The 16,537-nt window shown below is 39.2% G+C and carries 16 protein-coding genes; 5 read left to right on the top strand and 11 right to left on the bottom strand.

Annotated features, from left to right (window positions below; all coding sequences use genetic code 11):
- Window positions 1–7: 7 nt before the first annotated feature.
- The 5 genes from ACULLG_RS05275 to ACULLG_RS05255 all read left to right on the top strand — a co-directional run bounded on the left by ACULLG_RS05275 (window position 8) and on the right by ACULLG_RS05255 (window position 7,935).
- Complete coding sequence (locus ACULLG_RS05275; RefSeq protein ID WP_452125719.1) at window positions 8–1,498, top strand: SusD/RagB family nutrient-binding outer membrane lipoprotein; 1,491 nt, start codon at window positions 8–10, stop codon at window positions 1,496–1,498.
- Between the two features lie 118 nt (window positions 1,499–1,616).
- Window positions 1,617–4,961, top strand: coding sequence for a VCBS repeat-containing protein (locus tag ACULLG_RS05270; protein ID WP_452125718.1), 3,345 nt, complete (start codon window positions 1,617–1,619; stop codon window positions 4,959–4,961).
- A gap of 64 nt (window positions 4,962–5,025) precedes the next feature.
- Entirely contained in the window at window positions 5,026–5,964 is a 939-nt protein-coding gene (locus ACULLG_RS05265; protein WP_452125717.1) for an ROK family protein, read from the top strand.
- Between the two features lie 599 nt (window positions 5,965–6,563).
- A complete protein-coding gene (locus ACULLG_RS05260; RefSeq protein ID WP_452125716.1) occupies window positions 6,564–7,208 on the top strand; it encodes a hypothetical protein in 645 nt (214 codons plus the stop codon).
- The gene (locus ACULLG_RS05255) at window positions 7,183–7,935 is read left to right on the top strand and encodes a LytR/AlgR family response regulator transcription factor (RefSeq protein WP_452125715.1); all 753 of its coding nucleotides are present in this window, start codon (window positions 7,183–7,185) and stop codon (window positions 7,933–7,935) included. The genes ACULLG_RS05260 and ACULLG_RS05255 overlap by 26 nt, the downstream gene beginning before the upstream one ends.
- Before the next feature lie 9 nt (window positions 7,936–7,944).
- Here the strand turns inward: ACULLG_RS05255 and ACULLG_RS05250 are convergent, their stop codons facing one another.
- From ACULLG_RS05250 to ACULLG_RS05200, 11 genes are all read right to left on the bottom strand, one after another.
- The gene (locus ACULLG_RS05250; protein WP_452125714.1) at window positions 7,945–8,526 is read right to left on the bottom strand and encodes a precorrin-2 dehydrogenase/sirohydrochlorin ferrochelatase family protein; all 582 of its coding nucleotides are present in this window, start codon (window positions 8,524–8,526) and stop codon (window positions 7,945–7,947) included.
- Entirely contained in the window at window positions 8,513–9,112 is a 600-nt protein-coding gene (locus ACULLG_RS05245) for a DUF4202 domain-containing protein (protein WP_452125713.1), read from the bottom strand. The genes ACULLG_RS05250 and ACULLG_RS05245 overlap by 14 nt, the downstream gene beginning before the upstream one ends.
- 68 nt (window positions 9,113–9,180) lie before the next feature.
- On the bottom strand, window positions 9,181–9,468 hold the full coding sequence (locus ACULLG_RS05240; protein ID WP_452125712.1) for a DUF6958 family protein: 288 nt from the start codon (window positions 9,466–9,468) through the stop codon (window positions 9,181–9,183).
- An 80-nt stretch (window positions 9,469–9,548) separates the two neighbouring features.
- Window positions 9,549–10,379, bottom strand: a complete 831-nt coding sequence (locus ACULLG_RS05235) for a GIN domain-containing protein (protein WP_452125711.1) — start codon at window positions 10,377–10,379, stop codon at window positions 9,549–9,551.
- 34 nt (window positions 10,380–10,413) lie between these two features.
- Window positions 10,414–10,593 carry a hypothetical protein gene (locus ACULLG_RS05230; protein WP_452125710.1) on the bottom strand — a complete coding sequence of 60 codons (180 nt, stop codon included), beginning with the start codon at window positions 10,591–10,593 and terminating at the stop codon, window positions 10,414–10,416.
- Window positions 10,586–11,248, bottom strand: a complete 663-nt coding sequence (locus tag ACULLG_RS05225; RefSeq protein WP_452125709.1) for a hypothetical protein — start codon at window positions 11,246–11,248, stop codon at window positions 10,586–10,588. Before ACULLG_RS05225 ends, ACULLG_RS05230 begins: the two co-directional genes overlap by 8 nt.
- 93 nt (window positions 11,249–11,341) lie before the next feature.
- Window positions 11,342–12,430 (bottom strand): hypothetical protein, encoded by a 1,089-nt coding sequence (locus ACULLG_RS05220; RefSeq protein ID WP_452125708.1) that lies wholly within the window; start codon window positions 12,428–12,430, stop codon window positions 11,342–11,344.
- The gene (locus tag ACULLG_RS05215) at window positions 12,411–12,956 is read right to left on the bottom strand and encodes a hypothetical protein (protein WP_452125707.1); all 546 of its coding nucleotides are present in this window, start codon (window positions 12,954–12,956) and stop codon (window positions 12,411–12,413) included. The genes ACULLG_RS05220 and ACULLG_RS05215 overlap by 20 nt, the downstream gene beginning before the upstream one ends.
- Window positions 12,956–13,495 (bottom strand): RNA polymerase sigma factor, encoded by a 540-nt coding sequence (locus ACULLG_RS05210; RefSeq protein ID WP_452125706.1) that lies wholly within the window; start codon window positions 13,493–13,495, stop codon window positions 12,956–12,958. Before ACULLG_RS05210 ends, ACULLG_RS05215 begins: the two co-directional genes overlap by 1 nt.
- 158 nt (window positions 13,496–13,653) lie before the next feature.
- On the bottom strand, window positions 13,654–15,606 hold the full coding sequence (locus ACULLG_RS05205) for an OmpA family protein (protein ID WP_452125705.1): 1,953 nt from the start codon (window positions 15,604–15,606) through the stop codon (window positions 13,654–13,656).
- Window position 15,607: 1 nt separating this feature from the next.
- A complete protein-coding gene (locus tag ACULLG_RS05200; RefSeq protein ID WP_452125704.1) occupies window positions 15,608–16,528 on the bottom strand; it encodes a PorP/SprF family type IX secretion system membrane protein in 921 nt (306 codons plus the stop codon).
- Window positions 16,529–16,537 lie beyond the last annotated feature (9 nt).

The raw sequence follows: 16,537 nt of genomic DNA, 5'->3' as shown, positions 1-16,537 counted from the left end.
AAAAATTATGAAAAGATATATCTATACATTGTTGTTTGTGTTCATTCTTGGCGCATGCGACAAGGGGTTTGAAGATCTAAATGTTAATCCCACCAAACCGGTACAGGTGAACGTGGCAAATAAACTGACGGCAGCGCAGTTGTTCGCATCCAGTCAGCGTTATGACAACTGGCGTGCCAATTTGATTTATCAGTCTACCATGATGCAGCATTTCTCTGCAACCGCAGGTTATTGGAACGGCGATAAATATACTTGGAACAGAGGATATGCGTCTTCTTTAATGGACAGGTATTATGAAAATGCCGTTAAGACGCTGGAAGACATGTTGGCGCAATTGAACAATGAGGAGGCTCCAGATGAAATGAAGGCCATTACGCGAATCATGAGAGTATTTGTATTCTCAAGATTGACAGATCTTTATGGAGATGTACCTTACAGTGAAGCAGGAAAAGCAGTATTGGAAGGAATTCTTACTCCAAAATATGACCCTCAAAGTGAGATTTATGCTGATATGCTTAATGAACTTAGTGAAGCTGCAGCTGCTCTTGGGTCCGGTACTTCAGGTTTTGGTAGTGCGGATATCATTTATAATGGAGATCAAGCGAAATGGCAAAGACTTGCAAATTCGTTGATGCTTCGACTTGGCTTCCGCTTGATTAAAGTAGATCCAACAGCGTCTCAACAATGGGTGACCCAAGCCATTAATGGTGGGGTAATGCAATCCAATGATGATATTTTCTATGTACCTCATACCGACGGTCCAGCTGGTGAAAATCGAAACGGTAACGGCGAGGTTTTCCAAGCTGATGGTAACATGAGAATGAGTGAAACTTTTATTGACTTTATGAAAAATGCCAACGACCCAAGGTTACCTGTCTTGGCTTCAAGAAGAAGCGATGGAAGCACGGCTTTTGCCGATTTAAAGGGCCTTCCTAATGGGCTAGACAATAGCACGTTAGAGGGAGCTACAGGAGAGGCGGACCTAGATCCGTTTGCCGAACCCAATAGAAGCGTAATCACCGGTTTAGATGCACCTATGTTCTTCCAAACCTATGCTGAAGTTGAGTTTATGCTTGCTGAAGCCAATGTGAGATGGGGATTGGCAGGTGACGCCGAGACTCATTACAATAATGGTGTAAGAGCCGCAATGGAAATGTTGTCCCTATATGGTGATGGTGGTGCTATTGATTCAGCCGATATTGACACCTATTTGACCAACAATCCTTATGATGCAGGTAATGCACTTGAGCAAATAAACACCCAATATTGGGCAGCTACATTCTTGAATGAGTACGAAAGTTTCTCCAACTGGAGAAGAACCGGTTTCCCTGCATTGGTTCCGGTTGTTTACCCAGGTAATGTTACAAATGGAACCATACCAAGAAGAATGTCTTATTCAGAAAGTGAGCAGACGAACAATCCCGACAACTATGCCGAGGCCATTTCAAGACAAGGTCCAGACGAGTTAACCACTCGAGTTTGGTGGGATGTAAATTAATATACCGTTTTAACAATAATTCATTTGAGTTTTTTTAATTTTAAGTAGAGTTAGTAGTTCAAGTAAAGGAGAGGAAACTCTCCTTTATTTTTGCTGCTACTGTCTTAAACCAATTTAAATGATGATAAAAAGACTGTATATTAAATCTTTCTTGCTTCTTCTATCGGCAGCCCCAATTTGGTTTGCCTGTTCACAAGAAGATAAACAGTCGCGTTTCACACTACTATCATCCAAACATACCAACATCAACTTTTCGAATGATCTAAAAGATCAAGCAAAACACAATATCCTTAGATATGCCAATTTTTATGGAGGAGCAGGTGTAGGTGTCGGAGACTTCAATAACGACGGACTACAAGACCTCTATTTTGCAGGAAATCAAGTATCTGACAAACTCTATTTGAACTTGGGTGACTTAAAGTTCAAGGATATTACCCAAGAAGCAGGGATCTTGGACGATGGTGGATGGTCCACCGGAGTTACCATTGCAGATGTAAACAATGATGGTCTAGACGATATCTATATTAGTCGGGAGCTGTATGATGACAGACCAGAATGGCGTACCAACCTGCTGTATATCAACAACGGAAACAACACTTTTAAAGAATCTGCCCAAGAGTATGGTGTCGCCAATAGTGACCGCACCCGACACGCTACATTTCTAGACTATAATAAAGATGGGTTTTTGGATCTCTTTTTACTTATACAACCCCCAAATCCTGGAAGTCTATCAGATTTTAAAGGTGCAGATTTGTCAAAACCAGAGTACGGTTTAAAATTTTATAAAGGTGATGGTACAAAATTTCATGATGTCACCAAAGAAGCTGGTTTGGACCACGTTGGTTTTCCGAATGGGGTTTCTGCAAGTGACTTAAATGATGACGGTTGGACAGATCTTTATGTCGCCAACGATTTTTATGCCCCAGACTTTCTTTTCATCAACAATCAAGATGGAACCTTCACAAACAAGATAGATAATGCACTTAATCATATTTCCTACTACAGCATGGGGGTCGATGTTGCAGATATAAATAATGACGGCCTCTTGGATATTTCCGTATTGGATATGGTTGCAGAAGACAACTTCAGGCTCAAATCAAACATGAGTGGAATGGACCGAAATTCCTTTTGGGAAGTTCTAAACAATGGAGGCCATTATCAATACATGTACAATACGCTTCAGCTGAATAACGGCAATACCACCTTTAGCGATATTGCACAATTAACAGGTACCGCTGCGACGGACTGGAGCTGGTCCAACTTAATTGCAGACTTTGACAATGATGGGTTTAAAGATATATACATCACCAACGGTTTGCTCAGAGATATTAGAAACACTGACGCAGACAAAAAAGTGGCCGAAATTATCAACAACAGTCGTCTGGAATGGATTAAAAAACATCCTGATGGTGGAAATATAAAGTCTGTTTTTGATATAATAGATTTAAAAAAAGCTCTTGCCCCACTTCCCTCCCAACCCTTAAAAAACTATGTTTTTAGAAATAAGAAAAATTTGGATTTTGAAAAAGTAATGGATGAATGGGGCATGAATGAAGAATCTTTTTCAAATGGCGCCGCTTATGCCGATCTAGACAATGACGGTGATTTGGATCTAGTTGTTAACAACATCAATGCAGAGGCTTTTTTATATCGAAATAATTCTGACAAAAAATCCAATTCAAATTATTTTAGGTTGCGCTTGGAAAATGGACAAAATAGACCTGTTTTTGGAGCTAGGGCAACCATATTTTCAAAAAATGAAAAACAAACCATCGAAACAACCAACGTCCGTGGCATCTACTCCACTAGTGAATCTTATGTACATTTTGGTATAGGTAATGCCACCGAAATTGATAGTTTATATGTGATCTGGCCAAACGGAGAGACCAGTTTCAAAAAAAATATTGAAGCCAACAGCACTATGAGTTTGAACATGAAGGACGAGGTATTGTCCGGCATGAGAACAAACGAACCGCACAAAAAGCTGTTCACAAATGCAGAATCCATATTCCCTATCTCACATCAACATATAGAAAACAGCTTTGACGATTATGACAAGCAAGTGTTGCTGCCTCACAAAATGTCGCAATTTGGACCGGCAATGACAGTAGCGGATATTAATGGGGATGGTTTGGAAGACATATACATTGGAGGAGCAACCGGACACAGTGCAAGCTTATACCAGCAAACCGAAACGGGCGATTTTATAACAACCAATGAAGAACTCTGGCTACGTGAAGCCCCTTACGAAGATGTGGATGCAGTTTTTGTGGATGTGAACTCCGACGGTTTTAAAGATTTGTTTGTGCTAAGCGGGGGGAATGAGTTTCCCGCGAACGATTTCCATTATTCAGATAGGATATACTTCAATGATGGCCAAGGTAATTTTAACAAAGGAGCATTGCTGAATGCATACAGAACTAGTGGCTCCAGAGTACTCGCAGCGGATTATGACAATGATGGGGACACGGACTTATTTATAGGAGGAAGACATGTTCCTCATCAATATCCAAAACCGGCAACAAGCTATTTACTGAAGAATAACAACGGTCAACTGGTCAATGTAACCGAAGAACTAGCACCAGAATTATTAAATATTGGTATGGTAACTGATGCGGAATGGTCTGATCATGATAAAGATGGTGATTTAGATCTTATTCTAGTTGGTGAATGGATGATAATCACAATTTTGGACAATGACAATGGGAGATTGGTCAAAAAAGAGATTCCAAGTTTATCAAATACTTCGGGCTGGTGGTTTAGTATTGCCAAAGGGGATTTTGACAATGATGGTGACGACGATTTCATCGCTGGTAATCTTGGCTTAAACTACAAGTACAAAACTTCCGAAAATGAGCCGTTTGATGTCTATTATAATGATTTTGACGGAAACGGATCCAATGACATTGTTTTGGGTTACTACAACGATAACAAGCATTTTCCATTACGTGGTTTCTCATGTTCGGCTGAGCAGGTTCCAGGTTTAAAGCAAAAAATAAAGAAATATGATGTTTTTGCCTCTTTGGAACTAGAATCTGTCTACGATACCAAGAGCCTGGAAAATTCACTTCACTATGAAACGAATACCTTCGCTTCATCCTATATTGAAAATTTAGGTGATGGTAATTTCAAAGTTTCGGAATTACCCCGATTTGCTCAGTTAACCAATATTAATGACATGTTGGTTGATGATTATAATGGAGATGGTTGGTTAGATGTATTGAGCGTCGGTAATCTATTTGTTTCTGAAGTGGAGACCCCCCGTAATGATGCCGGAACTGGCCTTTTGCTTCTAGGAAATGGAAAAGGATCCTTTAAACCCCAAACTAGTCGTCACAGCGGCTTTTTTGTAAATGGAGACGCTAAAAAGTTGGTCCCTTTCACCCGAAATGACAGCAAAATGGTTTTGGTAGCCCAAAATAATGATGCGCTAAAATCATTTTCAATAAATCAAAACCCTTAATTCCAGGCTACAATTCACCAACCACAACTTAGCTCTCATCAAACCAACCACAACAACACACCACATGAAAAAAGAAATATATATTGTCGGTGTGGATGTTGGCGGAACCCATATTTCCTCAGCTGTTGTTGCTTTGCACCAGAAAAAATTGTTGAACGACTCATATGCCACCAGCCATGTTGCCAATATGGAACCCAAGAACCATATTTTGCAAACTTGGGCCAACTGCTTGAACAAAACCTTGACCGCTGCAAAAGGACTTCCATTAACCGGAATCGCTTTTGCCATGCCAGGACCGTTTGATTATGCCAAAGGCATTGCAAAATATCCGGAAGGTTTTAAATACGGCGGACTATATGGCACCAATATTGAAAAAAGTTTGAATTCTTTTTTGGATTACGAAAGGGTTTTGCCCATTCGTTTTTTGAACGATGCTACATCTTTTGCCGTAGGAGAAGCTTGGTTGGCGGAAAGTGAAGGCCATAAAAAGCAGTTGTGCGTCACCCTAGGAACGGGTTTAGGCGCTGGTTTTATAGCCAGTGGCATTCCAATCACTTCAGGAAACATGGTTCCTCCAAATGGAATTCTTTGGAATCTTCCACACAAAGATGGTATAGCAGATGACTACTTTTCAACAAGGGGCTGTGTCAATGCCTATGCAGCGATCAGCGGCAAAACCGTAAAAGGTGTAAAAGAACTTGCCTCCGCTTTTGATGGCGACCCTGGTGCCAGACAGGTATTAGAGACCTTTGGACGTGATTTGGGCGACTTTCTTTCTCCGTGGCTCAAAAAGTTCAATGCCGATGCATTAGTTCTTGGCGGTAATATTTCCAAAGCTTACCCCTGTTTTGGAAATACACTCCAACAGGTTTTTAATTCCAACGGCCTCTCAATTGCAATCCGAATATCCGAACATATGGAAAAAGGTGCAATAATAGGTTGTACCCGATTATTTGAAGATTTCTTTTGGGAATCCATCAAAAACAATTTGCCCAATATTTAGGCATCTCCAAATCCACTTTTTTCGGCGCTGCCTAAAATCATCGGCTAGTCCAAATCACTCATTCATGAAATGAAATGGGTCATTCATAAAACGGGTGCATTAGATAACCCGGTTTCATAGTACGTTTGTTTCAGATAGCGTTTAAACAATCCTGGTTTTATATTAGGATCAATCATTACAAACTGGTTTAGCGCGAATCTACATATAGCAATGCACTTTTTTAGGCATTTGGTCCTTAAAGTGTTTAGTTTAGTTGAGGTTTCCATTGCACCAAGGAATTGCGCCCTAATTCCTTGGTTGTAATGGATAAACAAAAAAAGTACGTACTCCATTTATTTAATCTATTATGCTTAAAGAGCCGCCGAAAAATGTGGCTCTTTTTTTTTAACATTAATTGCTTGACTTACAATTATATAGTTAAATCCATCTTAGCATTGGCAGGAGTATAAATTCAACTTGCCCATTGGTCAATTGAAAAGACACTTCCATTCATTGGCCGCAGCACATATCATTCAATTGAATTCTCTTTGTCATCAAATAATAGTACCCAAAAAAGTTTTGGACAAAAATTATATATCAACCTTTTAAACCCCAATTCCATGTATTTTAGAAGATTTTTATTGAGCCTATTATTTATATGCTCTTTGGGCCAACTGCGGGCCCAATCCTACTCAGGATTTTTAACCGACAATTACAATGGTGTCCATGGCATCTTGTCAAACCCTGCAAATATTGCAGATTCCAGACTCAAGTTGGATATCAATCTGGTCGGTGTTAGTGCTTTCTTTGGAAACGATTATATCGGCTTCAAGCTCAAAGATGCCTTTGCAGATTATAGCAAGGTTTTTGATGAAGCGCGCACCTTTCCATCAGCAAACAACTCCATGGGTTGGAATGTGGATGTTCTAGGACCTTCGGTCATGTTCAATATCAATAAAAAATCCTCATTGGCCATTTTTACACGGGGTCGTGCCTTTTTTAATGTCAATGATGTGGATGGTTCATTGTTGGAAAAAGAAGGTGGATTCGACGAAACACAAGATTTTAGCATCAGCGAAGGGGTGATTTCGGGTGCTACAAATGTATGGGGTGAAATTGGCCTTACCTATGCCAGGGTTTTATTGGACAATAACGAGCACTTTATTAAAGGTGGACTTTCCTTAAAATATCTTCAAAGTGCAGGCCATTACTTTTCATTCACAACCAAAAAACAACCTTATGATATTGAAAGTAGTAATCGTTGAAGATGAAAAACACAGTAGAGAAACTTTAAAATCACTATTGGAGGAATTTTGCAAAGATGTACAGGTAATAGCAATGGCAAGTTCCGTTCAGGAAGCCGTAAAAGTACTATCGGTCTATAGTCCAGATGTTGTTTTTCTTGACATTGAACTGCAATCAGGAGTAGGTTTTGATGTCTTAAACCAAATTAAAGAGCCCAGTTTTGAGGTCATCTTTACCACAGCTTTTGAAAAATATGCGGTAAAAGCAATAAAGTTCAGTTCTTTGGACTATCTGCTAAAACCAATTGATTTGGATGAGTTACAACAAGCTGTTGAAAAAGCGAGAACACGCATGGACACCAACGTTTACCGTCAGCAAATTGATACGCTTATGCAAAGTCTATCTCGAGAATCAAATAAACAAGAGAAAATTTGTTTGGCCACAACGGCAGGAATGGAGTTTATTGCAATAGACGATATTGTTCTGTGCAAAGCGGATGGATCTTACACCTCATTTGTTCTTAAAAATAAGACCTCTCTTTTAGTGAGCAAACATCTTAAAGAGTGTGAAAACTTATTGTCCGATCAATTATTTATGCGGGTGCACAATAGTTATTTGATTAATTTAAGAGAAGTAAAAAAATACATAAAATCTGATGGTGGATATATTATTATGAGCAATGATATGCATGTTAGTCTTTCACCTAGAAAAAAGGATGATCTTATTGATGCGATGAAAAGGTTATAGGATCGAATTTTATTTCTTTTTGTCGACCAAGCTTTTGGTAAACTCATTCAAGGCCTCCACTTTTTCATCAAAATCTCCTTTGATGGTTTTGCGATATTCATTCAAATTCTGAACTAGGTCATCTATATTTTCCGGAATAACTTCTTCAAAAAACTGACGGAGTCTTTTAGCAATGGTGGGTGATTTGCCATTAGTGGAAATTGCAATTTTCACATTTCCTTTTGTCACGATACCTCCCATATAAAAATCACAGAAAGGTGGATTATCGGCTACATTCACCAAAATATTTTGCGTTCTGCAATCATGGTATACTTGCTCATTAACTTCAGTTTTATCCGTACATGCTACAACCATATGCTTTTTGCTCAAATATTTTTTGTGGTACTCTTCTTTTATTATTTCAACATTGTGCTTGTTCGCCAGCACCAGGGTATCTTTCAAAAATACAGGTGCTACCATTTGAATTTGAGCATTTGGACTGGACTTTAGTAAAAAACTAAGTTTTTCTAGGCCCACATTACCTCCTCCAACAATAAGTATATTTATTTTGGATGCTTTTAAAAAAATAGGATATAGCTCATTCCGCTCCATGCTCAATGGCTTTTTTTATTAACTCCAATGCCTTGTTAGAAACTGAGAGCTTAGTCGCGGCATTTTGTCCTTTCGGAGACATTTTCCTCCAGGTTTTTTGAAGTATGTCCACTACTTTATCGTCTGAATGTTTATTGGCAAATGGCTCAAAATAATATTGTAGAAACACCAAACAAACAACGTCTTCCAAAGTTTGGGTCTCTTCATTTTTCTTTAGTCGTTTTTTAAGTAAAAGAAACTCCACCTGATCGATAATACTGGACTCATAGCCCACTTGTTCAAGAACTTCGGATGCTTTGCCCATGTGAAATTTCTTTAAATCCTCGCGCCATTTCAAATATCCAACACGATTCATTTCATAATCATCCCTAGGGATTTGCCATCGACAAATATGCTGCGCCCTTGCCGCCAACTGTAATGCTTCGGATGCGTTGGGAGCAAAATCCTTCAAAGTTTTCGTCATACGCATTGCATACAACAATTCTTTTGGAAATTCCTCTCCGCCATAAACTTCCATATTGGGATCCTTGCTATTGGCTTCATCAAAAAGATGAAGCGCCCTGGACAGCTTTGGAGATACCGGCATAGACTTTTTTTTATTAAAAGTATTCAGAATACCGCAGTTACACAAAGGCAGCTTGCCAAGATGACATCCTATTTCTTCATTCTTAATTGATGAGGACTGGTTTTCGGAATTCTTTCGATAGTTCCCCGGGCCTCCAAATCTAGTTTTACCGTTACAATATACCACAGTACTTTGCCATCAAAACTTTCTGTTAACTCCTCTATGGCCATATCTCCAAGCTTATCAAAAGTAATGGGCTCCTTTTCAGAAACAGTCTTTATAATAAAGTCCTTGATAAAATCGTAACGCCTTTTCAGAATATTTACCCCTGCTTTTCCTTGTGGGTGCAGAGTGATAATTTTTTCCTCTTTGGACATTTTAATAGGTTTATAAACACATTTTATTGAAGTGAAATATACAATTTCCCACTTTATTCCTGGTCTCTAATTATAGGCATTTATTTTTTAATAACTCTACCATCACTTGACAATACCTGCCTTATAATCTCTGCATTTCCCTTATAAAAAAGTCTGGCATCTGAACTAGCGGCAACATCGATAGTATTGGAAACGGTCAGGTAGGCATCACTATCTGATGAGAGCGAAATCTCTAAATCTTCAATGTTCAAGCCATAATCCTTCAGCCTACTGTCGGAAGATAGGGAAGCTTTTAAATTATCTATTTTTCCCACTGCATCTATAGAGCTATCCGAAGTTAATTTAAGTGTTGCATTTTGAGTCTCCATTTGACCTTCCACTTTGGCGCCTGAGGAAAGGTTCATATAGGTCCGGGTCGCTTCCAAATATAAATCTGCTTCGCTGTCCGAAGAAGCCCGAAGCTCAAAATCGACAGTGGAAATATCCCCCTTAAAATAGGCATCCGAGCTTAAATCAATGGTCACTTCACTGGCACTTAAAGGATCATCTAAAAAAATGGCCGCATCCGAAGAGGCCTTGAAATTCCTAATCTCCTTCATGGTAATAAACAACTGTAGGGTTTCCTTTCCTTTAATGTTTACGTTTTTAAGTTTTACCGTAAGTTTTCCTCCTTCTTCGTAGATTTTTATCTTCTCGAACAAATTATCGTTGGCCTTTATCCGAACACTTTCTTCTGTATCTGAAAAAGTAACATATGCTTTGAAATTAGTAGCCACCGATAGCGCGGTAACATTATTAAAGTCATATTCCCGGGTAGATACCTCATCGGATACCCGAATTGTTTCGTAAGAGCATGAGGAAATTGTTATCCCGAATGCCAAAGCAAAAAAAATTCTTTTGATTGATGTCATGATTTATGTTTTTTGATTGATGATGTGCCAGGGTTTAATACCCCAACTCCTTATTTAACTGCAGTACGGGCATCCAATGGAAATTTATGGCCGACCACTCATCCATTTCCAAATTTTGCGAGCTTCTCACAAATACAGATCCGTTCTTTGAAAATACATGCTTAGCTGCTAGACCTTGGTTGATTGGCCGTTCGTTTTTTGATTTGTTATTCATCGCGTAAATGTTTTTTATATCTGTTTCGGCCCATATTGAATACACCAACTTTAATTCCGAATCCGGCAGAAAAGCCATTGATATTCCTTATTCTATCTGGAGCTAAATCAACCTTACTTGAAAACCTGTATCTCATCCCCGCTTCCAATTGTACATACCGGGAAAGGTTAAACAATAAATTCAGTCCAGGTTCCACTACAAATACCTCATCCCATTCATTCCGATCAAAATCAATATCCACATCCCTATTGTTATCCTCAACATAGATCACTGCGCCCGCCCCCAACATTAGTGGAAACGACAAATTAATTTTTGATTTACCAAATAGTATAGGTTCAATGTGAAGTCCACCATAACCTCCGGCAAAATCCAGATTCTCAAAAGCATTTAGCGGGAGGTTTTGTTGAGAATAAAATCCAACTGCAGCGAAGCCTACCTCCACTTGTTGATTGGCCACATATGCAACTTTAAAGTGTCCGTGATACGTATTTTTACCATCAATTTCGCCGAAATAGGTGCCAAGTCCAAGATATACACCATGGACCACATTTCGTCGATCATTAAATTCAATGTAATCCCCCTCATCTTCTGTTTGAGCGAATGCACTGCACGCAAATAAAAGTAGCATTGGGAGTAGTAATCTGTTTTGTTTCATCGTTTTTTGATTAGGTTGTTGAATTAAAGACAAGTGAAGTGAAAAAAGGTTGCACATACCTCGTCTTTTTAAATAATTTGTTGTTGATTAGTTTTAGTCCGATAGTATAATCACACCTTTTATACCATTGATGGAGAAATCTCCCCGAAGCCCTGACCCGTATATAGCTGAAATGTCCCTTATCTTCCTTCCTGCATTGGTCATATTGGTCTTTACATTCTCAAAAGATTTGGGAACTCGCAACAAACCTTGTTCCAAAGTGGCCCTAAAGTCAAAAGAAAGGCCGGAGATGTTCAAGTTAATTTCTGAAGATTCTTGAACAATATCAATCTCTGCATCTTGTTTTAAGATTTTTTGAATATCAATTTCTGCAATTCTTAAGGTCAAGAATAATTCAGTGTCAACGCTTGAAATATCGGCTTTGGAAAACTTAAAATCCCCCCTTAGACTTCCTACATTTTCCAGGAGTACCTCGTCCTTGTTCGAATAAAGCTCTAAGGTGGCGACCTCATCGAGCTTTATTTCACTTCCGTTACTTATTATTTTAAGCTTTTGCGCCTTGTCAATATCAATTGCTCCATTGCTCATTTTAATATTCCCATAACCCAAGTTACCGCAATTCAATTTTCCAAAACGCATATCAATCTTCGCAGTGGATATTTCCTCATTCACCCAAAGGTCCCCATGCTGTATGTTGGCATCCAAATCTCCTTTCCAAGCTCCTATGATCACATCTCCAAATTTGTTGGTAATATTCAGCTCCGCATTAACGGGCATATATATTTCATAATCAATCTGGATGTTGGATTTATCAAAATCAAAAGGGTTGGCCTTGTTAAAGTATCTGCTAAAAATACTGGAACTCCTTTCGGCTATTTCCGAGGAAATCTTGATAAAATCACCTGCTTGGGTCACCTTCGGTTGAATTCTGTCCAAAAGTTTTTTGGCATTGTCATCTTTTCGATGGGTTACGGTCATTGAAACTGAGACTTTTAGTTCGTCCTTGTTCCACCCATTAATGGATACATTCCCATACTTGTTCTCAATTTGAACGATTCCAGTGGCCGAGAGGCCATAGCTCTTATTCCATTGTTTGGAACGTTCACTTTGGGCCAACACCATTGTTGCCAAAAAGCAACTTATTACGGCCAATATGGTGCTTTTATAATATATACCCTTCATAATCCATTTCATTTTTAGAAGCGTTGATCTGTTTGAGTAAGTTCTCAATCAATTCAATTCGTTTTTTATAATTGTTTACAATGGCCTCCAAAATCAGCTCATTGTCCAAATTGTTCTGCATTTCCAGTTTTAACTGTTCGTATTCCCTGTCCAGCTCATCCATAAAGGATAAAAACTCTTCCTTATCAGCATCCGCAAGGCTTGGGTGATTTTTCACCAATTGTACTTGTTGAAAAACCAGATTTTTATAGTGAAGGTCAATTTCAAACAGTTCTTCATTGGCATAACCGTCCATAGTATCTGAAACAGGGTTATTCATCATTAAAAATGTCGTCAAAGACAACCCGACCAATAGTATGATGGATGCGGCCATTTTAAATTTGGAGGATTTCCACAACGGAATCACTTTTACTTTTTCCTCTGTGTCGAGTTCTTCGGAAATAGTGCCCCAAAGCTTATCCTTATCCACCTTGTGAACGTCAAAAGCTTGCTGGTTTTCCTTTATGTATTTTTCAAAATTGTCCATTACAGTTCATTTACAATTTGAATCAATTTCTTTTTTGCCCTATGGTATTGTGATTTGGAGGTGGAGGTGGAAATTCCCATAACCTCTGCAATTTCTACATGATCATATCCTTCAATCAAATACAAGGTGATTATCTGCCTGTACCCTTCCGGAAGCTGGCTCAAACCAATTTTTATTTTTTCAATTTCGAACTTGACATCTGTTTCCGGTTCGTCATCTTCCAAAGGTTCTCCTTCGTTTTCCAATGAAGACAACAGGAGACGTTTTGCTTTTAAATGATTAATACTTCTGTTGATCACAATCCGCTTTAACCATGCGCCAAAAGTGCTTTCGAACCTGAAGGTGTCGAGTTTTTTAAATGCCTCAACAAAACTCTCCTGTAAAACATCTTCGGCATCCTCTCTAATCGTCAACAATCGCATAGCCACATTGAACATGGCATCCACGTATAGTCCATACAACTGGTACTGGGCATTTCTGTTGCCTTCTTTGCTTTGTTCTACCAAAGCTTGATGTGTAAAACGTACGTTTGCTTCCAAAAATCCTGGACGGTTATTCAATGACGGCTAAAAATAATCCTTATTCATCTATTCCAAAGACAAATCAAAAATGCTAGGGTTGCACCTAGAACCATTTTTAACAAAAAAACCTTCAATAAATATTGAAGGTTTTAAGAGGATAGGTTTTTGTTGGTTGATTATTGGAGCTTAACAATGATAAATTCTGATCTTCTGTTGGCATCATGCTCTTCGGTGCTGCACTTGACCCCATTACTACAATGGTTCAACAGTAGTTTTTCTCCATAACCAATGGCGCTCTCAATTCTTTCTGCGTCTATTCCTTGTGAAGCGATATAATTTCCAGTGGCTTTTGCCCTCTTGTCCGACAAGGTTTCGTTATATCGGTCGCTTCCTCTTGCATCGGTATGTGCCTCGATTTTAATCACCATTTTGGGGTATTCTTTCATTACCTCAACAATTTTATTGAGCTCTTGAGCGGCATCTGGACGGATTTCGGCCTTATTCAAGTCAAAATAGATATTGTCAATCTTGATTTTTAGCACTCCATTTTCGCGTACAATAAGTTTGTTGAGCTCTTTGGTTATCTCCATAGGTACGTCATGGACATAATCTTTTGTTTTTGATGTACTAAAGCCTGCACCTCCAGATTCAAATCCCTCTTTTTCAATTTTAATGGCATAGGTTGACTCGCATTCCAGAGGAATGTCAAAATCAAATGCACCATACGGATCGGTTCTTGTCTTTGCCAAGGAGGTACCATCGGATGAAATTAATTCAACATTGACGTTTACAATGGGTTGGGCATTCGCGCTTCGTACCACACTTCCTTTTACGGTTTGTTGGCAGGTTTCTTCCATTCGTTGGAAAGAATAAATGTCATCATCTCCCTTGCCGCCTTCTCTATTGGAAGAAAAATACCCGCGTTGTGTTTTTTCATCTACGATATATGCGAAATCGTCACGATTGCTGTTTACGGGTTGACCCAGATTATTGGGTTCGGAGAATCCGTTGTTGCTAATCTCAGTTTCAAATATGTCCAATCCGCCAAGACCGAGGTGTCCATCAGATGCGAAATATATTTTTTCTTCGGTGATGTACGGAAACATCTCTCTTCCGCCCGTATTTACAGTTGGACCCAAATTTCTGGGTTCTGAAAAGCTTCCGTCCCGGTTAATATCCACCACAAAAATGTCTGTCCCTCCAATGCTTCCCGGCATGTCGGAAACAAAATATAGTTTCTTTCCATCTGGACTCATGGCAGGTTGCCCAACAGAATACTTTTCGCTATTGAAAGGAACTTCCTCTGCTTCTGTCCATTCTCCACCTTGAAGTTGGGAGGTATACATTTTTAAATGGTTGGTCCCTTCATCGTCTCCCCCTAGAACTTGGTTGGAGAAATTGTTTCTTGTGAAATACATTACATTCCCTTCGGGAATAAATGCCGCAACAGCTTCATGGTAACGGGTATTTAAAATGGAAGAAAACGGAGTCACACTAGCCAAGTCGGATCCTAATTTGATGGTGTCGGCCATAAAAAAGTCCAAATAGGGCTGTTGGTTCCATTCATAGACCCGGGTTTCCAAGTTCAAGGTATCCCTGCTTGATGAGAATACAATTTTGTCCTTATAATACATGGTCCCAAAATCGGCCACCGGGGTATTGATCGCCAAGTTTGATATGTAAAATTGGGGTTGTCTGTTCAGGATTTCATCCAATTTTTCATCATTGTCCTTTAGATGATCAACCGACAAACCTTCTTCTTTCAACCTTGTGGAATAAATCTTCATAATTGCCTTGGCCAAAGTATAATTACCAACACCTTTTAAGGCATGCACATATCTAAAAATATATTCTGAAGACAGCGCGTTTTCATATTTTGAAAAAAGTGTAGTATACCATTTTACCGCATTTTCCATATCAGTGTTGAAAAAATATGCATCTCCTAAACGCTCTAACACCTGTTGGGAGTCATCACCTTTTCGCACAATATTTTCATATTGTTTTGCAGCTCTTACATACATCAGGTTATCAAAGTTGATGTCTGCATTCTGATACTTCAACTGGGCGTTCGTTGTAAAAACAAGAAGAAATAGAGGTATTGCCAGTATGTTTGTTTTAAAAATCTTCATCTTAATAGAATCTAGGGGATTTTAATCGCTTTTCTACTGTCTTGAACTCGTACCTAAGGAATACTTCATGCGTACCACTGGTATAACTTCTCAAATCGGATGTAGTTAGATCATAGGAATAACCAACACTTAGATCTGGCGATATCTGAAGTCCCAATAAGGCCGAAAAGGAATCATCCCATCTGTAGGCCAGTCCCGCCGTAAAGGTTTCTTTAAGCATGGCATTTGCCGATATATCTGCAATTAAAGGAGCGCCAGGAACCCATTTTACAAAAAATGCGGGTTTAAACTTTATATCTGGGGTAAGGTCAATGATTTTACCACCTATTAAATAATAGTGTAAGCGCTCGGCAGCAATTTCTTGTTCTTGTCCATCGTAGTGGTCTTGGGCAAAGAAATTAGGTACGGCAAGCCCTAAAAAACTTTTCCCTGTGTGGTAGTACACACCAGCACCTATTGTTGGGAAAAATTTGTTTGAGATATTATTTTGAAACGCAATGTCCGGATTCTCGGTCAATCCTTTTGAAAAATCAACATTGAACAACCTTCCACCTCCTTTAAGTCCAAATGAAAGTCTCCTGTTGTTCTCATCCAATTTAAGCGTATACGAAAAATTGGCGTCGACAAACGTTTCCGCGGCCGGGCCCAAGGCATCGTGTGACAGCACTAATCCAAGCCCCACATTGTTGCCCATTGGACCATCAACAGCCAAAACCTGAGTGCTTGGGGCCCCGTTGATTCCCACCCACTGGGACCGATGCATCACCAAGGCGGTCAAATGTCCCTTTGAACCTGCATAAGCCGGGTTGACATTCAATGTGTTGTACATATACTGGGTAAATTGTGGATCTTGTTGCGCCATTCCTTTAAAGGCTAGCAGCAGTAAGACCACAAGACAAGTATATTGTAATTGGTTTTTCATCCGTTTTCT

Source organism: Flagellimonas sp. 2504JD1-5, assembly GCF_053618295.1.
This window is presented reverse-complemented; position numbering and strand designations above follow the sequence as displayed.